Source organism: Pseudomonas sp. PAMC 25886 (assembly GCF_000242655.1).
GTDB lineage: Bacteria > Pseudomonadota > Gammaproteobacteria > Pseudomonadales > Pseudomonadaceae > Aquipseudomonas.
Genome location: NZ_AHHC01000013.1, coordinates 22,961 through 39,856 on the forward strand (window position 1 = coordinate 22,961; position 16,896 = coordinate 39,856).

Below are 16,896 nucleotides of genomic sequence, written 5' to 3' on the forward strand. Positions count from 1 at the left end.
CTGCGTAAATATGCGTTGTCAGAAAGACGAAGCGTGGCCGACGAGATTTAGGTGGGGGCGGGGACTTGAGGGCAGGCGGCGAGCGGCAGGGTGCTCGCCGGAGGGGAATCAGGCGAACGCCTTTTCGGTGATGACGCGTCCGGCTTCCATGCGCACCAACTGGTCGGCGACGTCGAAGTAACGGTCGTCGTGGGAGATCACGATGATGGTTTTGCCCAGGCGCTTGAGGTCCGGCAGCAGTTCGGTATAGAACACGCGGCGGAAGGTCGGGTCCTGGTCGGCCGCCCATTCGTCGAAGACCAGCACCGGCCGTTCATCCAGCCAGGCATTGATCAAGGCCAGGCGCTTGCGCTGCCCGGTGGACAGGTCGGTGGTGGTGAACGCGCCGTCACGGATGCTGACCTTGTGGGCGATCTCCATGCGTTCCAGGTATTGGTTGGCATCGTCCGGCAGGGCTTTATCGCTTTGCACCAGTTCGTCGAACAGGTAGTAGTCGGCAAAAATGGTGGTGAACATCTGCCGGTAATCGTCCAGGCCACGAGCGTCGACCGTGGCGCCGTTGAGGCGGATCTCACCCTGTTGCGGGGTGTACAGGCCCAGCAGCAATTTGATCAGGGTGGTCTTGCCGCAGCCGTTTTCACCGACGATAAACAGGATTTCCCCGGGCTCGATGGTCAGATTGACCGGGCCCAGCTTGAACGGTTCGCTGCCTTCGACGGGAGGGAAGGCGTATTGCACGTCGCGCAGTTCCAGGTGCTTCATGGGCGGTGTGCGGCTCTCGTCAGCGTCGAGCAGCAGGTGCGGCTCCGGCGAGGAGAAGCGCTCGGACAGGTCGGCAATGCGGCGGAAGGCGATTTGCGCGCGGCTGATGATCGGCAGGTTGGCGATCAGGTTTTCCAGCGGGCCTTTCATATAGAGCAGTACCAGGACAAAGCCGCTCATCATGGCCGGGTTGCTGCTGGGCCAGAACGATTGCAGGGTCAGCGCCAGGCCGATGACCACGAAGAACAGCATCGAGCCCAGGCTTTTGGCAATCACGAAAATATTGATCGAGCGCACGTGGGTGTCGCAGATGTGATCGGCGGTGGCCTGGATGTGGTGGGTCAGCATGGCGTGACGGCGCTTGCGATGGATGCGCAGCTCCTTGGCGCCTTCGGCGATGGCCGAGTAGTGTTTTTGCAGGTTGTCTTCAGCGTCCCGCGCGGCGTAGAAACCCTTGATGCCTTTGCTTTGTGCGATGAACTGAATGGCCGAGCCGATCCCGATGGCCAGCAGGGTCATGACGAAGATCGGCAGCGAGAGGCTTGCCAGGTAGCCCAGGCACCCCAGGATGACGGTGATGGAGATCGCCAGTGGGGCGAAGGCGAAGGCAAAATCGCTGATGGTGTCGACGTCGTGGGTCAGTACCGGAATCAGGCGGTGGCTGCGGTAGCGTTCGATCTGCTCGATCGGCGCTGACAACACCTTGGCCCCGAGGTCCTTGCGCAGCTTGGCAATCACTTTTTGCCCGACAAAGTTGCTGCCGATGTCGGCGGCAATGCTGCTGAGCAGGGCGAGTACACACAGACCGGCAAACGCCAGCACCACCGAAGCGGTAAGGCCGGACTCGCTGTGCAGGCCCTGGTTGACCGTGGCCAGCAGCGCGGTGACGCCCAGGCCTGCGAGAATCCCGAACAGGATCGACAGAATGACGGTGTAGCGATAGGGCTTGAGCAGGCTCAAGAGTTCGCGAAGGGCGCTACGCGGTTTTGCAGTCATGAAACTACCTCGGTCGCGACGTGGCTACGTGCTAAGGGCGAGTGGAGGCCCGGCGATCGATTTGATCGCTGGCGGGCTTTTGTAGGAGACGTTTCGAGTGGGGCGGGATTTAGCTTTATTACGGTGGGTCAGAGATCCCGCGCGACACGAAATCCCAGCCAGTCGCCACGGTCGGCCGGGTCCAGGTTATTGCGATTGCCGGAGCGCGAGAAAATCGGTGCTTCGGTCCAGTCGTTACCACGGATCTGCCGGTACTGGCATTGCCCGGTCATCCATGCGCTGCCATCGCTCGGGGCACCGACATAGCTGTCGTTCTCACAGTCGGCCACCCATTCGTAGACGTTGCCGTGGCCGTCATACACACCAAAGGCGTTGGGCGCGAAGCTGCCGGCAGGCGAGGTGTAGGTAAAACCGTCCGTCGGGCCGTAGGTATTGGCGTGCTTGGAAATGCCGTATTCCGAGCCCTCGTCGAACGGGAACGGGAAGGGCCCGGTGCTGCCACCGCGTACCGCATATTCACGCAACGCTTCGCTTACCAGTCGGTAGTGCTTGCCGGTCTTTTTCGACAGCCAGGCCACGTAGGCTTCGGCTTCGGCGTAGTCCATGCACACCGCCGGTTGTTTGGGCCCCATGGGGTAGCGTGGTTTGCCGGCCTTGCATTCGCGGCCGGGGCGGGTATCGCCGTCGGGCATCACGTAGCCGCTGGAGCGGATATAGGCGTCCCATTCGCCGGACAGCACCTGGAAGCGGCTGATCGCCACGGGGTGGGCAAAGGTCACCGGGTGTTGCGGGCCTTCGTCGGGTTGGCGGCCCAGTTCGTCCTCGGGGGTACCCATGATGAACGTGCCGGTAGGCAGCACGACCATCTCGGGGCAGTCCTTGCAGTCCTTGAATACCTTGCCCGGTGGCAGGGCGGCAGCGGCCATCGCCGTGGCGGGGAGCGCACAGGCGGCCAGGGCGGTGAGGGCCAGGGCGCTGATCAATGGGCGCAGATGCTTGGGTGCGGCAGCAGATACAGGGGTCATGGTGCTCTCTATCGATAAGCCAAAAAATAGGGGGGGGCTCGTCAGTGCCGTTTGCCCAGCAGGGCAATCACGCGATCGACTTCGTCCTCGGTATTGAGCAGCCCCGGGGCGGTACGGATGACCGGGCCCACGTCACGCTCCACAGCGTCTGCCACCACACGATTGGCCATGAGGTAGGCGGCGACTTCATCGCTGTCCTGGCCCTTGAGCCGGAAAAAGCTGAAACCGGCGGAGTGGTCGGGGCTGGTGGGGGTCACCATGTCGATGTTGGGCAGCGCCAGCAGGCGCTCCTTCAGGTAGCTGTTGAGTTGATGCACGCGGGCCTGCACATCGGCCTTGCCCAGTTGCAGGTGCAGTTCGAAGGCCTTGTCCAGTGCCCAGCGATGCTCGAAGGCGTGATAGCCGCCGGGTGTCAGGGTGTTGGCGAAATCGGTGGTCTCGGAAAAGGTTGGCAGCGTGGGAGTGAGGTCTTTGACCTGCTCGCTGTGGGCGCAAATAATGCCCGTGCCCCGGGGGCCGAACAGCCATTTGTGGGTGCCGGCGATGAAGTAGTCGCAGTTCATCTCGGGGAAGCTGAGGTCCTCGATGCCCAGGCCGTGCACGCCGTCGACGCAGTAAATGATCCGGTCCTGGTCATCGCGGTTGCGGTTGTGATGCTGCACCAGGCTGCCGATGTCGCTGATGGGCAGTTTCACTCCGCTGCTTGAATGCACCCACGTCATGCCCAGAACCCGGGTTTTGGGACGAATGGCCTGGTCGATGTTGCCCAGCACTTCGTCGGTGGACAGCGTATGGGGATCGTTGAACAGGCGGATCTTGCGCACCGATGTGCCCTGCTTGAGGGTGCGGTACTGCAGTATGTTGTGGGTCGAATAGTGTTCGTGTTCGGTGGTCAGGATTTCCTGGTCGGGGCGTACGTGCACGCCGCTGTAGATGATGCCCAGGCCTTCGGTGGTGCTGCCGGTGAGGGCGATCTGGCCAGGTTGGGCCCCCAGGTAGCGGCCGGCCCAGCGTCGCACTTCATCCTCGCGCTTGACGGTTTCGCCCAGGTCCCAATCCATCGCCAGGCCGGGGTTGCGGTCCAGCCGGTCGCGATGGGCCTCGATGGCCTCGCGTACCGGTTTGGGGTGGGAGGTGATCAGGAAGTTGGAGAAGTGGATGTAGGCCGGGTCCTGGTTGAACAGTTGGCGCAGTTGCACCCACTTGTCGCCGGAAGCTGCTGGCGGCGGGGTATTGGCCAGCGCTTCGCCAAGCTTGAAGCCGATCGGCAGGCTGGCCGCGAGGACGCCTGCTTGTTTGAGAAAGGTTCTACGGTCGGCCATGGCTTCAATTCTGTTGAGTGACAGGGGCGTCAGGTTTGGCGGCGCGTTGCACCTGGTCCCAGACGCGCAGAAAGTTGCCGCCCCACAGCTTGGCGATGTCCGCTTCGGAGTAACCCCGCTGCAGCAGTTCGGCGGTGACGTTGCGAATTTCGGTGACATCCTTCCAGCCCTTGATGCCGCCGCCGTCGTTGAAGTCCGAGCTGATACCCACATGGTCGATGCCGATTTTTTTCACGGCGTAGTCGATGGCATTGCCCAGGTCCTTGAGGTCGGCCTTGGGCTCTTCATCGAGGATGGCGTAGAGAGCGCTGGCGTACTCGCCGAAACGCTGCTCCGGCCAGACGGTGATCACCGCGTCGCCCGGCATCAGCGCCATGGCCAGGTTGGGCAGTGGGGGCAGGTCGAAGCGCGCGCGCAGTTTGTTGAGTTTGTTCTGGGTAGGCTGGCTCAGCGGTCGCAGGTACGGCGAGAAGGCGACGATCTGCACCACGCCGCCGCTGTTCTTGATCAGTTGCAGCTCCTTGTCGCTGAGGTTTACCGGAATGTCCACCAGCGCCCTGGGGGCCGAGTGCGAGGCAACCATGGGAGTGCGGCTCAGTTGTGCCACTTGTTCCAGCGCGAGGGATGACATCTGCGACACATCGATGATCACGCCGAGGTCGTTCAGGCGCTGCACCGCTTGCTTGCCGATCCCCGACAACCCGCCCAAGGCGTCGGGCGTGTCATTGAAGAACGGCAGCGGGCGCGAGGAGTCGGCCCAGTCGTTGTTGCCCACATAACTGAAGCCGAACATACGCATGCCACGGGCGGCCCACAGATCCAGCAGGCTCAGGTCGTTGCCCAGGGGGTAGGCATTGGACAGGTTGATGAACACGGCAAACTTGCCTTCACCGTGCAGGCGCCGGTAGTCGTCCGGCGTGTAGGCGATCCCGACCTGGTTGGGGAAGTCGCGCACCATGCCGGTGATGATCTTGTAGCGTATTTCCTGTTCCTTGCGGGCTTCGTCGACAAACCCTGCCGTAGGGCGGTGAGGGGCATTCGGGCCGTTCCAGATTTCCGGCCAGCCAAACACGCCCAGCGCAGCCCCCGAGAGACGTCCGCGATTGGCCTTGACCAGGTCGAACTGGCCGCTGCCATCCTTGTCGGCTTCATTGCCGGCGCTGCCAAAATCCAGGGGCACGGTGATGTGGCTGTCGAAGGAGAGCAGGCGGTCTTGCAGTTCTTCGGCCTGCTGCATGAGTTTTATCGGGTAGCCGGGGTTGGCGAACCACTGTTCCCACGCCAGCCACCCAGCGCCCGCGGTGAGGGCGACGGCCAGTGGCAGGCCAATTAACAGAGCTTTTTTGGAGCGCGATTTTGTCATTGCCATCTCAGTCAGGTTGCCGTCGAGGTCGGGTGCAGTGGCCTTGGCTATCTGGGAAGAACGAGCGCAGCGCGTAGAAATTTAGCGAGTACCGCCGCAGGGCCTAAATTTGTCCGGCAACCCAACGTTCTAGCTTGGATACGGCCTGCTCCATGGCTGACACAGGTAGGGCAATGACGATTTCTCGACGAGGGTTTGTGGCGGGCCTGGCCCTGACGGGGGCGGCGGTGCCTGCGGCGTGGTACGCCCACCGTGAATGGGTGCGGGACAAGGAGCCGGAAACCCCCGGCGAGGCGACCGTGGAGTTGGCGGATGCCAGCGGCCAGCGCCTGGCCGACAAGTTGCGGGGTGTCTGGGACATTCGCCTGCAGGGGCGCGATGCCGCGTTGGCGGGATTGCCGGTCAACGGCCTGGAAATGTTCCTCGACATTGCCCCGCGTGGGCGTGGCCTGCGGGGTTGCGTGGATACATCGCAGGTTCTGCGCGGGCCGGGCGAACCGCGCTATCAGGTGCAGGGTGATCTGGCGGAGGCGGACACCCGGCATCTGACCTGGCGTCTGGTAAGTCGCGAATCCCTTGACGGTGCTCCGGCATATGAGTGCGAAGCGGTGCTGGATGAGGTCTGGGCCGAACATGGCAACGCGGGCAGTGGCACCTTGAGTGGACGGGTGTGGGATCTGAGTCGTCCCCTGGGCCTGCCGCAACTCGACGCGCGTTTTGTTGCGGTGAAGCGGGTGTTCCCTGAGGCGCGTGAACGTATCGGGCTGAATCCGACGCTGTTGGCCTGGCTGATCGCCCCGGAGCACCGATTGTTTCATCAGCTATGGCACGCATCCCGTGACCGTTGGCACAAACTGTCGGAAAAAAAACGCGACGCCTTGCGCGGCATCGGCTGGCAGCCCGGGCCGCGTGACCAGGAGCGCGACGCCCGTGGCCCGCGCAAGGATCGCAATGGTTCGGGGGTGGACTTCTTCTTCATGCACCGGCACATGCTCGGCACGGCCCGGTTGATGCAGGATTTGCCGTCATGGCCGCGTTTCCCCCTGCCGCAGCCGGAGTTGGAGCGCGACCGCCAGGGCTTTGCGCGGTACTTCGACAACCATGACGGTTTCGCTTTACCACCTGCCTGGCTGGCAGAAGGCGATGATGAGTACTCGCAGTGGGTGGGCGATATAAAAAGCGCCGAAACCTACCATGGCAATTTTGAAGTCTGGGAATCGCGCTACCGCAACCCGGCTTACCTGGCCAGGTTGACCCTGGGCCAGTTCGGCTCGGAAATCGAATTGGGCCTGCATGACTGGCTGCACATGCGCTGGGCCTCGGTGCCCCGCGACCCTTCCAACGGTGCGGCCGTGCCCATGGCGCGCGATCCGGCGGATTTCGCGGCGCGCTGGTACCGGCCGGAAAATGACTTTCTCGGCGACCCGTTCTCCTCCCACGTGAACCCGGTGTTCTGGCATTTCCATGGCTGGATTGATGATCGGCTGGAGGACTGGTTTCGCGCCCATGAGCGTTTCCATCCCGGCGAGCTGACGCGCCTGACCGTCAATAACGTGCCCTGGTTTGCGCCCGGGCGCTGGGTCGAGGTCAGTGACCCGTGGCTGGGCCCGACGACCCATGGCTGCAGCACCACGCCAGGCCTGGCGGTCGGCAAGTCGGTGGAGATGGACCCGGAAACCATGAAGCTGGCACTGCGTATCACGTTTGGCGAGGAGGACACACTGACCGATCTGTGGCGGCGTGTGCCGCGACGACCCTGGTATGCACGGCACCTTTCGGTCACGCCGAAACCCGGCTGATGGTGGGGCTTTCACGCGTCGATGGAGAGTCGAAAAAAGATTTTCGTAAATGAGTATGGTTTTCATTAGTGGGCCGTCTTATTAACCAGAGGCGCTGAAAGACGCCATCACTTCCTGCCAATCACACACCTCATCGTTCAAGGATTGCTGTCGATGCCTTATCCCCTTTGGTTGTCCACACCCAAGCATTACGCGTTGAAGAAACTGCCGCAGACCGTTCGCCTGATGATGCTGGGTGCTGCACTGGCCGTGCCGGCCGCTGGCGCATTGGCGCCGGGCGCAGCATTCGCCCAGAGCGAGGCGGGCAAGGTTGCGTTCGCGATTCCGGCCGGCAAGTTGTCGGAGGCCTTGATGAAGTTCGGCTCGGCGGCAGGCGTGTCGATTTCCTACGACCCGGCCCTGGCCAGCCAGCGCACCACCCAAGGGTTGAGGGGGCAGTTCAGCGTGGATGAAGGCCTGTCCCGGCTGTTGTCGGGCAGTGGCCTGCAGGCCAGTCGAGAAGCCAACGGCAGCTATATTGTGATGCCGCCTGCCAGTGGTTCGGCATTGACGTTGGGGGCGACCAATATCAGTGCCGAAGGGCTGGGGGCTACCACCGAAAACACCGGCTCCTACACCACGGGAGCCACCAGCACTGCAACCAAGCTGCCGTTGTCGTTGCGTGAAACTCCGCAGTCGGTGAGTGTGATTACCCGGCAACTGATGGACGACCAACACCTTTCAACGCTCAACGAGGTGCTGACCTTTACGCCGGGTATCAGCGCGAATCATCGCGACAGTGAACGTTATTCTTTCTACTCCCGTGGCTTCGAGATCCAGAATTTCCAGTACGACGGCATTCCGTCGCAAGTGGCCAACGAGTCCCAGCAGTACGTGGGTGCAATCTCGGACATGGCCATCTATGACCGGGTCGAGGTGGTACGAGGCGCTACTGGCCTGATGAGTGGTGCGGGGACTCCATCGGCCACTATCAACCTGGTGCGCAAGCGTCCGACCAAGGACTTCCAGGCTTACGTTTCCGGGGAAGCCGGCGCGTGGGACCGCTACCGTTCCGAAGTCGATGTCTCCGGCCCCCTGACCGAGACAGGCAATGTACGTGGGCGGTTCGTCGCGGCCTACCAGAAGCAGAACTCGTTCATCGACTGGTACAGCCAGGAAAAGCGGGTGATGTACGGCGCGTTGGATATCGACTTGAACGACAGCACTACGCTGCGAACGAGCCTCGATTACCAGAATAATGATGCCAATGGCAGCAGCTACGGGCATATCCCTTTGTTCTACAGCAACGGTACGCAAACCAATCTGTCCCGTTCATTCAACCCAGCCTCGCGCTCGAGTTACATGGACAATACCAGCTACAACTTCACCACCATGCTTGACCACAAGCTGGACAATGACTGGAGCCTGAAGACCGCCTACAGCCATCAATACTCTTACCGTAAAGGTCAGGGCGCCTCAGCCAGTGGTGGTTACCCTGATCCGGTGACTGGGCAAGGCACAGGGGTATTTATCTATCGCCTGGACAGCTACCAGACCCAGGACACGCTCGACGCCTATGCCTCCGGTCCGTTCCAACTGGGTGGCCGCGAACATGAATTGGTGGTGGGGGCCAGTACGTCGCGCACTCACCTGAACTTCCCCAACTACGCAAGCCACCAAGACGATGGTGACTATGGTTCGGCGGATATTTTCAACTGGGACGGTCGCGAGTACCCACGTCGTCAGTACTACAAGGATGGCGGCACCGTCACGACCTTGCAGCAGACCGGCATTTACGGCGCCCTGCGTCTGAAACCGTTTGATCCGTTGACGATCATTCTGGGTACCCGGCTCAGCTGGTGGAACCAGGAAGACGAAGTCAGCAACTACCTCAACGACACCAAAGCCACTGACAAGACCAAAAAAACCGGGGTGGTTACGCCATACGCGGGTATCGTCTATGAGCTGAATGACACTTACTCGGTGTACGCCAGCTACACCAGCATCTTCTTGCCGCAGACGTTCTACAAGACAGAGTCCGGTGGCTCACTCGCTCCTCTTGAAGGTGACAACTACGAGATTGGCCTCAAAGGTGAGTTCTTCAACGGCGCGCTGAACGCGAGCATCGCGGTATTCGATATCGAGCAGAAGAACACGCCGGCGCAGTCTGGCCAGGACTCTTCGGGCCGGGCCGTGTACAAGGCCATCAGCGGTACCAATACCCGTGGTGTCGAGACGGAAATCTCTGGCGAAGTTGCCAGCGGCTGGAATGTGTTTGGTGGCTATACCTATCGTGAGTCCCATGACAAGGACGGCGCTCGGGTCCAGACCAACCAGCCGATCAACCTGTTCAAGTTCGGCACTACGTACCGCCTGCCGGGTGAGTGGAACAAGTTGACCGTCGGCGGCAACGTTACCTGGCAAAGCGAGATGTACGCCTCTTCGCAAATCAACTACTCAGGTCCTTATTACAAGGCAACGCAGGATCCATACGCCGTGGTTGGCCTGCTGGCCAAATACCAGGTGGACGAACACCTGAGCGTGGGCCTGAACGTTAACAACCTGTTCGATCAGAAATACTACGACGGCATGGGCACGTTTAACTCGGGCTCCTACGGCGAGCCCCGCAACGCAGTGGTCAACGCCAAGTGGACCTTCTGAGTCGGTGAGACACCGGGCGCCGGCAGTTGAGCTTGCGCCCTCCACGCAACAAAAAACCGCCGTGAAGGCGGTTTTTTTATAGCGCCGGTTTCAGCGCATATCCGCGACGGTCGGCGCCTGCCAGCTGCCCCCCAGTGCCTTGTACAACGCGATACTGGCCTGCATTCGCGCCAGTCGCAGTTGCACATTGAGGTCCTGGGCCGCGTACAGCGTGCGCTGGGTTTCCAGTACCGTCAGCAAGTCCTCGGCGCCGGCCTGATAGCGGCTTTGGGCAATCCGGAAGGCCGTTTGCGCCTCGCTCAGTTCCTGGCCCTGCCACCTCCGTTGCTGGTCCAGGCCATGCAGAGTGTTCAAGGCTTTTTCGACATCGGCAAAACCATTGATGATCGCGCTGCGGTAGGTTTGCAGCAGTTCATCCTGGCGGGCGGTGGTGCGGTCGCGTTCGGCGCTCAGTTGGCCGTTGTTGAAGATCGGCGCGGTAAGCCCGGCCGTCAGGTTGTAGAACGGGCTGCGCAGGATGTCCGAGGCGGTGCTGGCGCCCGAGCCGAGGCTGGCCCCCAAGGTCACGGTGGGTAACATCGCGGCGCGGGCGACGACCACGTCAGCCTTGGCCGCAGCAAGGCGGGCTTCGGCGCTGGCAATGTCCGGCCGGCGCCGCAGCAGGTCGCTGGGCACACCGGCTGTAATCTGCGGCCAGTGCAGTGCATCGAACGACTGTTGGCCCAATGTGAGGTTTTGCACCGGCTCTCCCAGCAGGGCCGCCAGGGTGATCATCGCGTCGCGGGCCTGTTGCTGCACCTGTGGCAATTGGCGCTGCTGGGCCGCCACCAGGCTTTTCTGTTGGGCCAGCTCCAGGGCGGTGGCGGAGCCCGCGTTGTAGCGGCTCTGCACCAGGTCCAGCACGTTTTGCGCATTGGCCAGGTTCAGTTCGGCGATGCGCCCTTGCTCGCGCAGGGACAGGGCTTGGGTGTAGCTGTTGGCGACGCTGCTCAGCAGGGTCAGTTCGACGGTGGCCCGATCGAACTCGCTGGCGCGCAGCCCTTCGAGGGCGCTATCGCGGGCGGCGCGGCGGCCGCCCCAGAAATCGATTTCATAGCTGGCGGTGAGGCTGGCGTCGAAGTAGTCCACCGCCTTGTTGTCGCTGTCGGCGTCCAACTGGCTGTAGCCTTTGCCGCGCAGCAATTTCTGGCGGCTGGCGTTCGAGCCGCCGGTCAGCGCCGGCAGCAACGGCGCGCCGGCGATCACTGCGCTGGCCTGGGCCTGGCGAACCCTGGCCATTGCCGCAGCCAGGTCATGGCTTCCGGCCTGGGCCTGGGCGATCAACTGATCAAGCTCGGGGCTGGCGAACTGTGTCCACCAACGTTGATTGTCTTGCCGCGCACCTTCGGTATTCGGTGACTGCCAGGAGGAGGGCGGCGCCAGGCCGCTCTCCACGTTGGGCACCAGGTTGTTGCAGGCCGCGAGCAACAGGCTGGCGGCGATCACGGTCAATTGCACGTTCATAGGGCGATCATTCACTGGTAAGGGCGGTGACCGGGTCCAGCCTGGCCGCCTTGCGAGCCGGCATGAAGCCGAAGAGGACACCGGTGACCAAGGCGCAACCAAAGGCGCCGAGCCCGGCCATCAGGGAGAAGGCCACCGCAATGTCACTGAGGATCAGCACGCCGCCGATGATCAATGCCAGGGCAATTCCAGCCAGGCCGCCCACCACCGAGAGCATCACGGCCTCGGTCAGAAACTGGCGCAGGATGTCCCGTTGGCGGGCACCGGTGGCCATGCGGATGCCGATCTCGCGGGTGCGTTCGCGCACGGTCATCAGCATGATGTTCATCACGCCGATGCCGCCCACCAGCAATGAAATGGCGGCTATGGCACCGAGCATCAGCGACAGGGTGTTCTGGGTGCGGGCCTCGGCCTGGATCATGGCGGCGTTGTTGGTCAGTTCATAATCGCGTTTGCCACCGTGCAGGCGCAGCATCAACTGGTCGATGGCCTGTTCGGTCTCCTTGACCTTGCGCGCATCGGCGGCGGCAATCACCACGTATTCCGGGTTGTAGCTGCCGAACAGGCGGATGCTGGCGGCGGAGTAGGGCACGGCAATCCGGTCGTCACTGTCCTGGTCGCCGGAGCTCGCACCTTTGCCAGCCAATACGCCGACCACCTGGAAAGGCACGTTTTCGATCAGGATGTATTGGCCGATGGGATTGGCGAGGTCCTTGAACAGGGTGTCACGCACTTTCTGGCCGATCACTGCCACCGCAGCGGCGCTGTGCTCGTCGGCGTCGGTGAAGTAGTCACCTTCGACCACCGGCCAGTTGAAAATGGCCGGGAAGTGGGTGTCGTTGCCGCCGACGTAGGCGGCATGGTCGACATTGCCGAAACGTACGGTCGCCTGGGCACCGTTGACCGGCATGATGCGTTGCACTTGTGGCAGGTCTCCCAGGGCGGCGACGTCATCCAGCGTGATGATGCCCGGCGGTGTACGCGGGTTGGGGGTGTGGCCGCTCAGGTAGATGATGTTGGAGCCGAATGCGCCCATCTGCGCCATTACCTGGCGCTTGCTGCCTTCGCCGACGGCCAGCATCACCACCACCGAAGCCACGCCGATGACGATGCCCAGCAGCGTAAGGGCCGTGCGAAAGCGGTTGATCCACATCACGCGCCAGGCCGCGTGCACCGCATCCACAAGCTCACCCTTCCAGGCGCCGGTGTGTTCGCTGCCATCGGCCAGGCGCTGGCGCAAATCTACGGCCTGCAACGTACCCTCCACGGCCTGCGCCGGGGCGTTGTCCGGGCCCGAGTCGCTGACGATCTGGCCGTCGCGGATCTCAATGATGCGCTTGGCCCGCGCGGCCACTTCCCGATCGTGAGTGATCAGAATGACCACATGGCCCTGGCTCGCCAGTTCGTCGAGCAGTGCCATCACTTCGGCGCCGCTGTGGCTGTCGAGGGCGCCGGTGGGTTCGTCGGCAAGGATGATATGGCCGCCATTCATCAGCGCGCGGGCAATCGACACTCGTTGCTGCTGGCCGCCGGACAATTGGTGGGGGCGGTTGCCGGTGCGGCTGGCCAGGCCCAGCCGATCCAGCAGCGCTGCGGCGCGGGCATGGCGTTCGCCGGCGGGCAGGCCGGCGTAGATGGCGGGCATCTCGACGTTTTCCTGGGCCGAGCCGGACGCAATGAGGTGGTACCCCTGAAACACAAAACCAAAGGCTTCGCGGCGCAGCCAGGCCAACTCGTCGCTGCCCAGTTGTGCAACATTTTCCCCGGCGAACAGGTAGTCGCCCCGGGTCGGGCGGTCGAGGCAGCCGAGGATGTTCATCAGGGTGGATTTGCCGGAGCCCGAGGTGCCGACGATGGCGACGAATTCGCCGGCATGGATCGACAGGTCGATGCCGCGCAGCACATCGACCTGCGGGGTGTCATGGCCGCCGTAGGATTTGCGGATGTCCCGCAGCTCGATCAGTGGGGTGGGCATTCAACCACCACTGCCGTCGGACGGGCCGGTCAGCAGGTGGTCGCCTTCCTTGAGCCCTTCCAGCACCTGGACCCGCCGCCGGTCACTGATGCCGGTGCGCACCTCGTGAGTCTTGATGCTGCCGTTGGCGGCCACTACCCGCGCGAGTTGCTGGTCCGGGGCACTGCCGCCCTGCAACGCGGAGATCGGTGCAGTGAGTACGTTCTTCGCCGAGTTGGCGACGAAAAACACCTGGGTGGTCATCTCTGCCATCAAGGCGTGGTCGGTGTTGTCGACATCCAATAGCACGGTATAGAGCACCACTCGCCCACTGCCGCTCTTGCTGGAACTGGCGGGGCTGCCGCCGCCCTGGCTGGTTTCGTTCAGCGGCTTGGGCGGGATCGGCAGGATCTGTCGCACGGTGCTGGCCCAGCGCCGGCTGCCGCCGCTCAAGGTGGTGAAGTAGGCGCTCATGCCCGGTTTGACGTGGCCGATATCGGCTTCCGAGACCTCCGCCCAAACGGTCATCGGTGACAACTTGGCGATGCGCATGATCAGGGGGGTCTGTTGCTGTGCGTTGAGGGTCTGGCCGACCCGGGCGTCGACTGCCACCACCGTCCCGGACATCGGCGCATAGATGCGCGTGTAGCCAAGCTCCGCTTCGTCGCTGCGCAGGCTGGCCTGGGCCTGGCGGATCTGCGCCTGAAACATCTCGACCCGGGCCTGGGTGGCGCGCCACTCGGCCTGGGCGGTTTGTACATCTTCCTCGCGCGTGGCGCCGGCGGCCGTGAGGTTTTGCTGGCGCTTGTATTTCTGCTGCGCCAGGTCGTGCTGGGCGCGCTGCTCCTGCAACTGGGCCTTGAGGTTTTCGATGGCAAAACGGCTGGCGTCGAGCTTGGCCTTTTGTGTGGCGGGATCGATTTCCACCAGCAGTTGGCCTTCCTGGACCTGGTCGCCGGCTTCGACATGGATCTTGCGGATTTGCCCGGACGCCTGGGCGCCCACGTCGACGTAGCGCCGTGGTTGCAGGGTGCCCAGCGCGGTCACGCTGCTTTCAATGTCGCCTCGAGTGACCTGGACAGTGGACAGCTTGTCGCGCCCTGCGGGTAGAACCTGCCAGGTGGCCAGGGCAATCATAGGGACCAGGCACATCGCTGCCAGCCAGGCGTATCGGTTAACTCGGGGACGTTTCATGCAGGGTTCCAGCCAAGGGAATTCGGTCCGCTGGTGCACGCAGGTGGGGCGCGGGCAGCGGTCTGTCGGCACGGGGGCTGTCCTGTAAACGAGGAGGCGGAAGGGGAATTTAAGACGGTTTTCGGTGGCTGGGCAGGGATAGATTACAAGTTGTTTCGTGGGCAATATGTAACCAGCGCTTTAACTCTACATGAGAATTATTATAAATTACGCGCTTCAAACTGCCATCATCGTGCGACCAACTCCTTGGTACATCGATTTGTCAGAGACGTGCCGTCTGATCCACGGTGGAGAAGCCTGTTGGAAAGCTACTATCGGGAGCTGGTGTATTTTCTCCGTGCCAGGCTGGGCAACCCGCAGCAGGCCGAAGATGTGGTGCACGATGCTTATTTGCGGGTGCTGGAGCGTTCCAGCGAAACGCCGATCGAGCAGCCCCGTGCCTTTCTCTACCGCACCGCGATGAACCTGGTGATTGACGGCAAGCGCTACACGGCGCTGCGTCAGATGGAATCTTTAGACGTGCTGGAAGGCGATGAGCGTTTTTTCAGCCCCCCCCCCCAGGCCGACATTGACCACAAGCAGCGCCTGGACCTGGTGCGCCAGGCTCTGGATGAGCTGTCTCCTGTCTGCCGCGAGAGCTTTTACTTGCGCAAGCTTGAGGGCATGTCCCATCCGCAGATCGCCGACCGCCTGGGTATTTCCAAAGGCATGGTGGAGAAATACATCGTCAATGCCATGAAACATTGCCGGCTTCGCATGCGTGAGTGGGACGCAAACTGACCGGCAACCTGGCAGCCAGTTAAATTTCTTTTCATTGTCCTCGTTCTTATTCAACAGACGACCTGTGCCGGGATTACACGTGTGTAATTGACCCGTGTGCCCGCCAGGTTAACCAGGCTTTCCCTCCTGTAGCAGAGGGCTTATCCAGAGGACACTGGAATGACACAGGCAATTGCATCGCCCGCCGTTCACGACCTGATCGGTATCGGGTTCGGCCCCTCGAACCTGGCGCTGGCCATCGCCCTGCAGGAACGCGAGAAAGCCCAGGGCAAGCTGGATGTTCTGTTTCTCGACAAGCAGGCCGACTACCGCTGGCACGGCAACACCCTGGTCGCCCAGAGTGAATTGCAGATTTCGTTCCTTAAGGACCTGGTGACCCTGCGCAACCCCACCAGCCCGTATTCGTTCGTCAATTACCTGAAAGCCCACGGTCGCCTGGTGGATTTCATCAACCTGGGCACCTTTTATCCATGCCGCATGGAGTACAACGACTACCTGCGCTGGGTCTCCGGGCAGTTCCAGGCGCAGAGCCGTTATGGTGAGGAAGTGCTGGCCATCGAACCGATCCTGCATCAGCAGCAGGTCGAGGCGCTGCGGGTGATTTCCCGGGATGGCCAGGGTGAGCAACACGTGCGTACCACCCGTTCGGTGGTGGTCAGCGCCGGTGGCACGCCGCGTATTCCCGAGTCTTTCAAGGGGCTCAAGGAGGACGGACGGGTGTTCCATCATTCCCAGTATCTGGAGCGCATGGCCAAGCAGCCATGTGTGGACGGCAAGCCGATGCGCGTCGCGATCATCGGCGGCGGGCAGAGTGCGGCCGAGGCCTTCATTGATCTGAACGACAGTTTTCCGTCGGTGCAGGTCGACATGATCCTGCGCGGCTCGGCCCTCAAGCCTGCGGACGACAGCCCGTTCGTCAACGAAGTGTTCTCGCCGGAATTCACCGACCTGGTGTTCCAGCAGAACGGCAGTGAGCGTGAGCGCCTGGTCAACGAGTACCACAACACCAACTATTCGGTGGTGGACCTGGACCTGATCGAGCGCATCTACGGGATCTTCTACCGCCAGAAAGTCTCCGGCATTGCCCGTCATGCGTTCCGCACCCTGACCACCGTGGAAAAAGCCACGGCCGGGCCGCTGGGGGTCGAGTTGGCATTGCGCAACAACGCCACCGGCGAAACCAGTCTCAACCACTACGACGCCGTGGTGCTGGCCACCGGGTATGAACGCCAGATGCATCGCCAGTTGCTGGCACCGTTGGCGGACTACATGGGCGACTTCGAAGTCAGCCGCGACTACCGCATCGTCACCGACGAGCGCTGCAAGGCCGGCATCTACATGCAGGGTTTCAGCCAGGCCAGCCATGGCTTGAGCGATACGTTGCTGTCGATCCTGCCGATCCGTGCCGACGAGATTGCCGCGTCGCTGTACGAGCACGACCGCAGCCGCGGCAAGGGGCGTTCAGTGCAGGATTTGCTACTGGCCACCGCCAGCTGACAGGCTGCACTTGAACCCCGGGGCTTGCTGCTGATACTGTACAAAAAACCAGTATCGGTAG

Annotated in this window: 11 protein-coding genes; 4 read left to right on the top strand and 7 right to left on the bottom strand. The window is 62.3% G+C overall.

The features are described from left to right. Nucleotides 1–108 precede the first annotated feature (108 nt). From MUM_RS0102795 to pvdM, 4 genes are all read right to left on the bottom strand, one after another. Complete coding sequence (locus tag MUM_RS0102795) at nucleotides 109–1,758, bottom strand: cyclic peptide export ABC transporter (protein ID WP_010166711.1); 1,650 nt, start codon at nucleotides 1,756–1,758, stop codon at nucleotides 109–111. Nucleotides 1,759–1,886: 128 nt separating this feature from the next. Then, entirely contained in the window at nucleotides 1,887–2,783 is an 897-nt protein-coding gene (gene pvdO, locus MUM_RS0102800; protein ID WP_010166712.1) for a dihydropyoverdine dehydrogenase, read from the bottom strand. A 41-nt stretch (nucleotides 2,784–2,824) separates the two neighbouring features. Then, complete coding sequence (gene pvdN / locus MUM_RS0102805; protein ID WP_010166713.1) at nucleotides 2,825–4,105, bottom strand: pyoverdine-tailoring periplasmic protein PvdN; 1,281 nt, start codon at nucleotides 4,103–4,105, stop codon at nucleotides 2,825–2,827. A 4-nt stretch (nucleotides 4,106–4,109) separates the two neighbouring features. Further along, a complete protein-coding gene (gene pvdM / locus MUM_RS0102810) occupies nucleotides 4,110–5,468 on the bottom strand; it encodes a pyoverdine-tailoring dipeptidase-like protein PvdM (protein WP_010166714.1) in 1,359 nt (452 codons plus the stop codon). A 173-nt stretch (nucleotides 5,469–5,641) separates the two neighbouring features. Between pvdM and pvdP the strand changes: the two genes are divergently transcribed. Beyond that, on the top strand, nucleotides 5,642–7,267 hold the full coding sequence (gene pvdP / locus MUM_RS0102815) for a pyoverdine maturation tyrosinase PvdP (RefSeq protein WP_029615753.1): 1,626 nt from the start codon (nucleotides 5,642–5,644) through the stop codon (nucleotides 7,265–7,267). A gap of 153 nt (nucleotides 7,268–7,420) precedes the next feature. After that, nucleotides 7,421–9,907 (top strand): TonB-dependent siderophore receptor, encoded by a 2,487-nt coding sequence (locus MUM_RS0102820; protein WP_010166718.1) that lies wholly within the window; start codon nucleotides 7,421–7,423, stop codon nucleotides 9,905–9,907. Nucleotides 9,908–9,997: 90 nt separating this feature from the next. Here MUM_RS0102820 and MUM_RS0102825 read toward each other — a convergent pair whose 3' ends face one another. The 3 genes from MUM_RS0102825 to MUM_RS0102835 are packed head-to-tail and all read right to left on the bottom strand — an operon-like array spanning nucleotide 9,998 to nucleotide 14,558. Continuing rightward, nucleotides 9,998–11,410 (bottom strand): efflux transporter outer membrane subunit, encoded by a 1,413-nt coding sequence (locus tag MUM_RS0102825; RefSeq protein ID WP_010166720.1) that lies wholly within the window; start codon nucleotides 11,408–11,410, stop codon nucleotides 9,998–10,000. A gap of 7 nt (nucleotides 11,411–11,417) precedes the next feature. After that, nucleotides 11,418–13,385, bottom strand: coding sequence for a MacB family efflux pump subunit (locus MUM_RS0102830; protein ID WP_010166724.1), 1,968 nt, complete (start codon nucleotides 13,383–13,385; stop codon nucleotides 11,418–11,420). After that, nucleotides 13,386–14,558 (bottom strand): efflux RND transporter periplasmic adaptor subunit, encoded by a 1,173-nt coding sequence (locus MUM_RS0102835; RefSeq protein ID WP_010166727.1) that lies wholly within the window; start codon nucleotides 14,556–14,558, stop codon nucleotides 13,386–13,388. A 297-nt stretch (nucleotides 14,559–14,855) separates the two neighbouring features. On the opposite strand from MUM_RS0102835, the gene MUM_RS0102840 reads away from it, so the two are divergent. Both MUM_RS0102840 and MUM_RS0102845 read left to right on the top strand, forming a co-directional pair. Further along, a complete protein-coding gene (locus tag MUM_RS0102840; protein WP_029615754.1) occupies nucleotides 14,856–15,338 on the top strand; it encodes a sigma-70 family RNA polymerase sigma factor in 483 nt (160 codons plus the stop codon). A gap of 159 nt (nucleotides 15,339–15,497) precedes the next feature. Continuing rightward, a complete protein-coding gene (locus tag MUM_RS0102845) occupies nucleotides 15,498–16,835 on the top strand; it encodes a lysine N(6)-hydroxylase/L-ornithine N(5)-oxygenase family protein (protein WP_010166732.1) in 1,338 nt (445 codons plus the stop codon). The last annotated feature ends 61 nt before the right edge of the window (nucleotides 16,836–16,896 follow it).

Bases quoted from the DNA above. Each gene is read 5' to 3' on its own strand.
- MUM_RS0102795 (WP_010166711.1), bottom strand. From the start codon at position 1,758: ATGACTGCAAAACCGCGTAGCGCCCTTCGCGAACTCTTGAGCCTGCTC.
- MUM_RS0102825 (WP_010166720.1), bottom strand. From the start codon at position 11,410: ATGAACGTGCAATTGACCGTGATCGCCGCCAGCCTGTTGCTCGCGGCC.
- pvdM (WP_010166714.1), bottom strand. From the start codon at position 5,468: ATGACAAAATCGCGCTCCAAAAAAGCTCTGTTAATTGGCCTGCCACTG.
- pvdO (WP_010166712.1), bottom strand. From the start codon at position 2,783: ATGACCCCTGTATCTGCTGCCGCACCCAAGCATCTGCGCCCATTGATC.
- MUM_RS0102820 (WP_010166718.1), top strand. From the start codon at position 7,421: ATGCCTTATCCCCTTTGGTTGTCCACACCCAAGCATTACGCGTTGAAG.
- pvdN (WP_010166713.1), bottom strand. From the start codon at position 4,105: ATGGCCGACCGTAGAACCTTTCTCAAACAAGCAGGCGTCCTCGCGGCC.
- MUM_RS0102835 (WP_010166727.1), bottom strand. From the start codon at position 14,558: ATGAAACGTCCCCGAGTTAACCGATACGCCTGGCTGGCAGCGATGTGC.
- pvdP (WP_029615753.1), top strand. From the start codon at position 5,642: ATGACGATTTCTCGACGAGGGTTTGTGGCGGGCCTGGCCCTGACGGGG.
- MUM_RS0102830 (WP_010166724.1), bottom strand. From the start codon at position 13,385: ATGCCCACCCCACTGATCGAGCTGCGGGACATCCGCAAATCCTACGGC.
- MUM_RS0102845 (WP_010166732.1), top strand. From the start codon at position 15,498: ATGACACAGGCAATTGCATCGCCCGCCGTTCACGACCTGATCGGTATC.